This is a genomic window from Phormidium sp. CCY1219, from assembly GCF_035615515.1.
In the GTDB taxonomy this organism is placed as follows: domain Bacteria; phylum Cyanobacteriota; class Cyanobacteriia; order Cyanobacteriales; family Laspinemataceae; genus CCY1219.
Genome location: NZ_JAJENT010000021.1, coordinates 1 through 210, shown reverse-complemented (window position 1 = coordinate 210; position 210 = coordinate 1). Strand labels below are relative to the sequence as shown.

At 53.8% G+C, this 210-nt stretch carries 1 protein-coding gene; it reads left to right on the top strand.

Going from position 1 to position 210, the window contains the following annotated elements; all coding sequences use genetic code 11:
* On the top strand, positions 1 to 210 hold a 210-nt coding region (locus LKK83_RS31720; protein ID WP_324628747.1), incomplete at both ends, for a hypothetical protein.

The window sequence follows — 210 nt, the reverse complement described above, 5'->3', positions numbered from 1 at the left end:
TCATCGGAACCCGTCGAAACTGTAGAATCCTCGCGTGAGGAGACGACTCCCCCAGCGGAAATTGTCACCGAAACCCCAGTGAGTAATGCCACAGAAGTGGTAGAGAATGTAGGGGAAGAAACGGCTGGAGACTCCGAGACAGCAACTGCTAGCGAAGAAACAGCTAGCAATGTGGAAGCGGAAGAAACGGGAGGCGATCGCACCCCAATT